Genomic DNA, 7,744 nt, shown 5'->3' on the forward strand with positions numbered 1-7,744 from the left:
GCCTGACTGAGCGCGTTGGAGGAAGTAACACCCTGGTGGATCGCTGGCTACATGTGCGCAAGCATCTCCTTGTGGCGTATTACAATCTGGTTGGTCTTAAGCCTGGCAAAGAATCCTTTATGCGACTCAATGAAAAAGCGCTGGACGACTTTTGTCAGAGCCTGGTCGACTACCTCTCCGACGGCCATTTCAACCTTTATGAACGCATTATCCGCGAAATGGAAGGGACAACGCCGTATTTAGCGGCCAGTAAACTCTGTCCGTTGCTTGAAGCCAACACCCAGCAGATCATGGACTACTACGATTCCACGCTGGAGAACGCTATCGATCACGATAACTATCTTGAGTTTCAGCAGGCGCTTTCCGACCTTGGCGAAGCACTGGAAGAGCGATTCACGCTGGAAGACAAGCTCATCGCCCTCGTGCTGGACAACAACCTGACTATCAGCACCAGCGATAACGTTGCGCGCCCTGCTTGAGTTCTTAATCGTTAACGAGTAATTTACAACCATTCGCCCCTCTGCGGAGGGGGATTTTTCTTGTCGGAGTGCCCAGTGTGAAAGCACGGGCTGAGACCGTTAATTCGGGATCCGCGGAACCTGATCAGGTTAATACCTGCGAAGGGAACAAGAGTCACACTGCTGTTGTATCGCCTTCGGGCGATCTTCTCTTGCTTCATCCGTCGTCTGACAAGCCATGTCCTTCACATCTGGAATGAGCTATGTCTACAACAAAACTGACCCGCCGCGAACAGCGCGAACACGCACAACGCTTCATCGACACCCTGGAAGGCACCGCTTTCCCGAACTCAACGCGCATCTACATCACCGGTTCACAGGCCGATATCCGCGTGCCGATGCGCGAAATCCAGCTCAGCCCGACGCTTATCGGCGGCAGCAAAGAGCACCCGCAGTTTGAAGACAACGAAGCCGTGCCGGTGTATGACACCTCCGGCCCGTACGGCGATCCTGATGTTGCTATCAACGTGCAGCAGGGTCTGGCAAAGCTTCGCCAGCCGTGGATTGACGCCCGTAACGACTGCGAAGAACTGAGCGTGCGCAGCTCGGCGTACACCAACGCGCGCCTGGCCGACGACGGTCTGGACGAGCTGCGCTTTACTGGCCTGCTGACGCCAAAACGCGCTAAAGCGGGCAAATGCGTAACCCAGTTGCACTACGCGCGACAGGGTATCGTCACGCCGGAGATGGAGTTCATCGCCATCCGCGAAAACATGGGCCGCGAGCGCATTCGCAGCGAAGTGCTGCGCCACCAGCATCCGGGTGAAGGGTTTGGCGCTCGCCTGCCGGAGAACATCACGCCGGAATTCGTGCGTGATGAAGTAGCCGCCGGGCGCGCGATTATTCCCGCCAACATCAACCACCCGGAATCCGAGCCGATGATTATCGGCCGCAACTTCCTGGTGAAGGTCAACGCCAACATCGGCAACTCTGCCGTCACCTCTTCCATCGAAGAAGAGGTGGAAAAGCTGGTCTGGTCGACGCGCTGGGGCGCGGACACGGTGATGGACCTCTCCACCGGCCGTTACATTCACGAAACCCGCGAATGGATCCTGCGTAACAGCCCGGTTCCGATTGGCACCGTCCCGATTTATCAGGCGCTGGAGAAGGTAAACGGTATCGCCGAAAACCTCACCTGGGAAGCGTTCCGCGACACGCTGCTGGAGCAGGCGGAACAGGGCGTGGACTACTTCACCATTCACGCGGGCGTACTGCTGCGCTACGTGCCGATGACCGCGAAGCGTCTGACCGGTATCGTCTCACGCGGCGGTTCGATTATGGCGAAATGGTGCCTTTCCCATCATCAGGAAAACTTCCTCTACGAGCACTTCCGCGAAATCTGCGAGATCTGCGCCGCTTATGACGTTTCTCTGTCTCTGGGCGACGGCCTGCGTCCTGGCTCCATCCGTGACGCGAACGACGAGGCGCAGTTTGCCGAGCTGCACACGCTGGGCGAGCTGACCAAAATCGCCTGGGAGTACGATGTGCAGGTGATGATTGAAGGCCCGGGCCATGTACCGATGCAGATGATCCGCCGCAACATGACCGAGGAGCTGGAGCACTGCCACGAAGCACCGTTCTACACCCTGGGGCCGTTGACCACCGATATTGCGCCGGGCTATGACCACTTCACTTCCGGGATCGGCGCGGCGATGATCGGCTGGTTCGGCTGCGCCATGCTCTGCTACGTGACGCCGAAAGAGCACCTCGGGCTGCCAAACAAAGAGGACGTGAAGCAGGGGCTGATCACCTACAAGATTGCCGCCCACGCGGCGGATCTGGCGAAAGGCCATCCGGGCGCGCAAATTCGCGACAACGCCATGTCCAAAGCGCGCTTTGAATTCCGCTGGGAAGACCAGTTCAACCTGGCGCTGGATCCGTTCACCGCCCGCGCCTACCACGACGAAACCCTGCCGCAGGAATCGGGCAAAGTCGCGCACTTCTGCTCCATGTGTGGGCCGAAGTTCTGCTCGATGAAAATCAGCCAGGAGGTGCGCGACTACGCCGCCGCGCAGACCATTGAAGTCGGCATGGCAGACATGTCCGAAACCTTCCGCGCCAAAGGCGGCGAAATCTACCTCAAAAAGGAGGAGGCGTAATGTACCAGCCCGATTTCCCACCTGTCTCCTTCCACTTAGGGCTTTACCCGGTGGTGGACAGCGTGGCGTGGATAGAGCGCTTGCTGGAGGCAGGCGTTCGCACCCTCCAGCTGCGCATCAAGGATAAACGCGACGAAGAGGTGGAGGCCGATGTGGCCGCCGCTATCGCGCTGGGACGTCGCTACCACGCCCGCCTGTTTATCAACGACTACTGGCGGCTGGCGGTTAAACACCAGGCGTACGGCGTGCATCTGGGACAGGAAGATCTGGAAACGACCGATCTCAACGCAATCCGTGACGCCGGTCTGCGGCTGGGCGTTTCCACCCACGATGATATGGAGATCGACGTGGCGCTGGCGGCCCGCCCCTCCTACATCGCCCTCGGCCACGTTTTCCCGACGCAAACCAAACAGATGCCGTCTGCCCCACAGGGTTTGGCTCAGCTGGCAGCCCACGTTAAGCGCCTTGCCGATTACCCCACCGTCGCCATCGGCGGAATCAGCCTTGAACGTGCGCCCGCCGTGCTGGAAACCGGCGTCGGCAGTATCGCCGTCGTCAGCGCTATCACCCAGGCCGCAGACTGGCAGACCGCCACCGCACGGCTTTTACAACTGGCAGGAGCAGGCGATGAAAGATCGTGATTTTATGCGCTACAGCCGCCAGATCCTGCTGGAGGATATCGCCATTGACGGGCAGCAAAAGCTGCTCGCCAGCCGGGTACTGATTGTCGGTTTGGGTGGTTTGGGCGCGCCCGCCGCGCTGTATCTGGCCGGCGCGGGAGTGGGAACGCTGGTACTGGCCGATGACGATGAGGTACACCTCAGCAACCTGCAACGGCAAATCCTCTTCACGACAGAAGATGTTAACCAGCCTAAAGCACAGGTTACGCGCAAGCGGCTGAACCAGCTTAACCCCGATATTGAACTGGTGGCGCTCCAGACGCGGCTGAGCGGAGAAGATCTGCAACGCGAAGTTGCCCTTGCCGACGTGGTGCTGGACTGCACGGACAATATGGCGACGCGTCAGGCCATTAATGCGGCCTGTGTTGCACAGAACACGCCGCTGATCACCGCCAGCGCGGTCGGTTTCGGCGGGCAGATAATGGTGCTTACGCCGCCGTGGGCGCAGGGCTGCTACCGCTGCCTGTGGCCGGACGAGGCTGAACCGGAGCGTAACTGCCGCACGGCTGGCATTCTTGGGCCGGTGGTGGGCGTGATGGGTACCCTTCAGGCGCTGGAAGCCATCAAGTTGCTCAGCGGCATGGAAACAGAGCGCAACACGCTCCGGCTGTTCGACGCCCGTTCCAGCGGCTGGCGCCATCTGGCGTTAAACCGCGCCAACTGCTGCCCGGTATGCGGAGGCCGCGATGCGCATTCTGTTTAACGATGAGCCGATGACGTGCGACGACGATCTCACCGTTGCCGCCCTGCTCGACACGCTGCGCCAGATGAAGCCGGGAACGGCGCTGGCGCTCAATCAACAGATCCTGCCGCGCGAGCGGTGGGAACATCAGCAGGTCAATGAAGGCGACCAGATCCTGCTGTTTCAGGTTATCGCTGGGGGCTGAGATGTTACGTATTGCCGACAAAGTCTTTGATTCAAATCTGTTTACCGGAACCGGAAAATTCGCCTCCCCGCAGCTAATGGTGGATGCTATTCGTGAAAGCGGCAGCCAGCTGGTGACGCTGGCGATGAAGCGCGTGGATCTGCGTCAGCACAACGATGCCATACTTGCGCCGTTACTGGAGGCAGGCGTGACGCTCTTACCCAATACCTCCGGTGCGAAAACGGCCGAGGAAGCAATTTTCGCTGCGCATCTGGCCCGGGAAGCGCTCGGCACCTGCTGGCTGAAGCTGGAAATTCATCCGGACGCCCGCTGGCTGTTGCCCGATCCGATCGAAACCCTGAAAGCGGCAGAGACGCTGGTGCAGCAGGGATTCACCGTTCTGCCCTACTGTGGTGCCGATCCCGTGCTGTGTAAGCGTCTGGAAGAGGTCGGCTGCGCGGCCGTGATGCCGTTAGGGGCGCCCATTGGCTCCAACCAGGGACTGGAGACCCGCGCGATGCTGGAGATCATCATCGAGCAGGCGACCGTGCCCGTGGTGGTGGATGCGGGCATCGGCGTACCCAGTCACGCCGCGCAGGCGCTGGAGATGGGGGCCGATGCGGTGCTGGTCAATACCGCGATTGCGGTGGCCGACGACCCGGTGATGATGGCGCGTGCGTTCCGCCTTGCCGTGGAGTCCGGTCTGCTGGCACGACAGTCCGGCCCCGGCTCGCGCAGCTTTCAGGCGCAGGCCACCAGCCCGCTGACCGGTTTTCTGGAGGCACTCTGATGGCTACCTTTACCGATCGCTGGCGTCAGCTTAACTGGGACGATATTGCCTTACGCATCAACAGTAAAACCTCTGCGGACGTAGAGCGGGCATTAACAGCCCGGCATGTGACCCGCGAGGATTTGATGGCCCTGCTTTCTCCGGCAGCTAGCGCATACCTTGAACCGATGGCGCAGCGCGCGCAACGCCTTACCCGCCAGCGCTTTGGCAACACGGTGAGCTTTTACGTGCCGCTTTATCTCTCTAACCTGTGCGCCAACGACTGCACCTACTGTGGCTTCTCAATGAGCAACCGCATTAAGCGTAAAACGCTGGATGAGCATGAGATCGCCCGCGAGTGTGCGGCTATTCGTGAGATGGGTTTTGAACATCTCTTACTGGTGACGGGTGAACATCAGGGCAAAGTGGGGATGGACTATTTTCGCCAGCATCTTCCGGCCATCCGCCGCGAATTTGCCTCATTGCAAATGGAAGTGCAGCCTCTGTCGCAAGAGGAATATGCGGAACTGAAAACCCTTGGGCTGGACGGCGTAATGGTTTATCAGGAAACCTACCATGAGGCGACCTATGCCCGACATCACCTGAAAGGGAAGAAGCAGGATTTCATCTTCCGGCTGGAAACGCCGGACAGGCTGGGGCGCGCCGGTATCGATAAAATTGGGCTGGGCGCGCTTATCGGTCTGTCCGACAGCTGGCGGGTTGACTGCTATATGGTGGCGGAGCATCTGCTGTGGCTACAGCAGTACTACTGGCAAAGCCGCTATTCCATCTCATTCCCACGGCTGCGTCCGTGTACGGGAGGCATTGAACCCGCCTCGCTGATGGATGAGCGCCAGCTGGTGCAAACCCTGTGCGCATTTCGCCTGTTCGCGCCGGAAGTGGAATTGTCGCTCTCCACGCGTGAATCCCCCGCGTTTCGCGACCGCGCGATCCCTCTGGCGATCAACAACGTCAGCGCCTTTTCCAAAACGCAGCCGGGCGGTTACGCGGACGATCGCCCGGAACTGGAACAGTTTGCACCGCACGACGGACGACGGCCCGACGCGGTGGCGGAAGCCCTGACTGCACAGGGGCTACAGCCCGTGTGGAAAGACTGGGACAGCTGGCTGGGAAGAGCTTCGCATTTGCGCTGAAACCGCCTGCAACAACGCGGAAAGGTTACGAGACGGCTCGTAAGATCAACGCCGGGCGATTGAGGAGATCTGCCCGGTTTTATTAGGATTAACCACGTCAGCAACGGACGCTGACCAGGGTGAAAATGCTTCTTCCTCGTTTCGCCCTGCCCTCCGCCCCTTAAACAAAATTTCAATTGATAAAATAAATACGTCGTTTCTTATCTACTCTTAAGATAAATCAACCCGTCGGAAATCGCTTTCTGTATAATTTACTACCAGCAATCTGACAGCGACTATGCTGAGGATATCGACAGACGCAACGCGCCTACCATCTGGATTGATGCACAACTCATGGCACTCCACAGTAAAAAGCTCTCTTTCACCCGACCAATTATGGTCAGCTTCGCGGGGATTCTGTTCAGTTTCGCGATAATCGCGATTCTGGTCATCCTTTCACAACGGAAGGATTTTATTGAGGATTATCATAAAATTAATGGTAACTTCACCCATAATCTGGCGGTGAACTATACCGAATCCATCCTGCGAGAAAATGACTATATTCTTGGTCGCGCTGCGATGTACTACGCCCGTGAAGACAGAGTGAATCAGACGATAAATATCGATCCGACACAGGGTTTGCAGATGTTAATGCATTTGCAGAATCTGATGCCGACGGTGTCGTCTATCTCTCTTGCGGACACCGAAGGGCACCATCTGCGCGCGCCGGAAGTACTGCCAACGGAGAAGAGTAGGTCGTTCGACGCACGAACACGCCCATGGTTTATCGGGCAAGCGGAAGCCAGCAACTTTCCTCACTACACCCGCCCCTATCTGGACTATTTCACCCAACATCCTACGGTCACCCTCTATAAACCGGTCATTTCACCGGAAGGCCGTCTGAAGGGCACGCTCGCTTTCCATCTTGATTTAACCTCCATGGGGTATACCTTGCGTCAGATGGTGGCACCGGTTCAGGGTGAGTTTTTTGTCGTGGAACGTGACGGCGCCGTTGTGCTGCATCCGGACACGGGTGCGCTCTTTAAGCAGTACGTAAGCGAAGCGCTGATGGACAAAATGACCAGCGGCGAAGGGCATCTTTTCGACCCCAAAAGTAAAACCTGGTATTACTACTACTCTTTCACCAATCCGGACTGGTTTGTGATTTATCGGGTCTCCGATGCCACGCTTTCCGTCATCACCCGGCATGAAACCACCGTCGTCGGCTGGGGATTTGCGCTGGCGGCAATCATCATCATTCTGTTCGGGCTTTACCTTCGTCATGCCTCGCGTTCTGTGCTGATGAACATTATCAACGCCATCAAAACCGGCGACGTCAACCAGGCGCCACGCCTTGAAGCGATGCTCAGCCATACCATTCGAACCAATAAAGAACGCGAGCTGGCCTATGTCCGTCAGGCCACCCATGATGCGCTGACAGGCTGCAAAAACCGCCGTGCGTTCGACAACGATGTGGATGAGCTGCTGACCGCCCATCAACCCTTCGTTCTGGCGCTGATCGACATCGATAACTTCAAGTCCATTAACGATACCTGGGGCCACCTGAGCGGGGATATTGTTCTGCGCAACGTGGCGCGCGAAGGTATTCAGATCATGCAGCCGCACCACGTTTCCGTTTACCGCTACGGTGGAGAAGAGTTCGGCGTAATATTCCCGGC

General features: G+C 58.0%; 8 protein-coding genes and 1 riboswitch. All 8 genes read left to right on the top strand.

Annotated features, from left to right (window positions below; all coding sequences use genetic code 11):
• The first annotated feature begins 2 nt into the window (after positions 1–2).
• Positions 3–479, top strand: coding sequence for a sigma D regulator (gene rsd / locus HP459_RS19515; protein ID WP_253939657.1), 477 nt, complete (start codon positions 3–5; stop codon positions 477–479).
• A 54-nt stretch (positions 480–533) separates the two neighbouring features.
• A riboswitch (TPP riboswitch) is annotated at positions 534–643 on the top strand.
• A 78-nt stretch (positions 644–721) separates the two neighbouring features.
• On the top strand, positions 722–2,617 hold the full coding sequence (gene thiC, locus HP459_RS19520) for a phosphomethylpyrimidine synthase ThiC (RefSeq protein ID WP_023299074.1): 1,896 nt from the start codon (positions 722–724) through the stop codon (positions 2,615–2,617).
• Complete coding sequence (thiE, locus tag HP459_RS19525; protein ID WP_023299073.1) at positions 2,617–3,258, top strand: thiamine phosphate synthase; 642 nt, start codon at positions 2,617–2,619, stop codon at positions 3,256–3,258. Before thiC ends, thiE begins: the two co-directional genes overlap by 1 nt.
• Positions 3,245–4,000, top strand: a complete 756-nt coding sequence (gene thiF, locus HP459_RS19530) for a thiazole biosynthesis adenylyltransferase ThiF (protein ID WP_063148480.1) — start codon at positions 3,245–3,247, stop codon at positions 3,998–4,000. The genes thiE and thiF overlap by 14 nt, the downstream gene beginning before the upstream one ends.
• Positions 3,984–4,184, top strand: coding sequence for a sulfur carrier protein ThiS (thiS, locus tag HP459_RS19535; protein ID WP_023305244.1), 201 nt, complete (start codon positions 3,984–3,986; stop codon positions 4,182–4,184). The genes thiF and thiS overlap by 17 nt, the downstream gene beginning before the upstream one ends.
• A gap of 1 nt (position 4,185) precedes the next feature.
• Positions 4,186–4,953 (top strand): thiazole synthase, encoded by a 768-nt coding sequence (gene thiG / locus HP459_RS19540; protein WP_171936681.1) that lies wholly within the window; start codon positions 4,186–4,188, stop codon positions 4,951–4,953.
• Entirely contained in the window at positions 4,953–6,086 is a 1,134-nt protein-coding gene (gene thiH / locus HP459_RS19545) for a 2-iminoacetate synthase ThiH (RefSeq protein ID WP_022646704.1), read from the top strand. Before thiG ends, thiH begins: the two co-directional genes overlap by 1 nt.
• 333 nt (positions 6,087–6,419) lie before the next feature.
• Positions 6,420–7,744: sensor domain-containing diguanylate cyclase (locus HP459_RS19550; protein ID WP_171936682.1), on the top strand; the 1,325-nt coding region annotated here is incomplete at its 3' end.

This window comes from Enterobacter sp. CM29 (assembly GCF_013179605.1).
Lineage (GTDB): Bacteria > Pseudomonadota > Gammaproteobacteria > Enterobacterales > Enterobacteriaceae > Enterobacter > Enterobacter intestinihominis.

Excerpts from the sequence above, each read along its gene's own strand:
- thiS (WP_023305244.1), top strand. The coding sequence starts at position 3,984 with ATGCGCATTCTGTTTAACGATGAGCCGATGACGTGCGACGACGATCTC.
- thiH (WP_022646704.1), top strand. The coding sequence starts at position 4,953 with ATGGCTACCTTTACCGATCGCTGGCGTCAGCTTAACTGGGACGATATT.
- thiG (WP_171936681.1), top strand. The coding sequence starts at position 4,186 with ATGTTACGTATTGCCGACAAAGTCTTTGATTCAAATCTGTTTACCGGA.
- thiC (WP_023299074.1), top strand. The coding sequence starts at position 722 with ATGTCTACAACAAAACTGACCCGCCGCGAACAGCGCGAACACGCACAA.
- thiF (WP_063148480.1), top strand. The coding sequence starts at position 3,245 with ATGAAAGATCGTGATTTTATGCGCTACAGCCGCCAGATCCTGCTGGAG.
- thiE (WP_023299073.1), top strand. The coding sequence starts at position 2,617 with ATGTACCAGCCCGATTTCCCACCTGTCTCCTTCCACTTAGGGCTTTAC.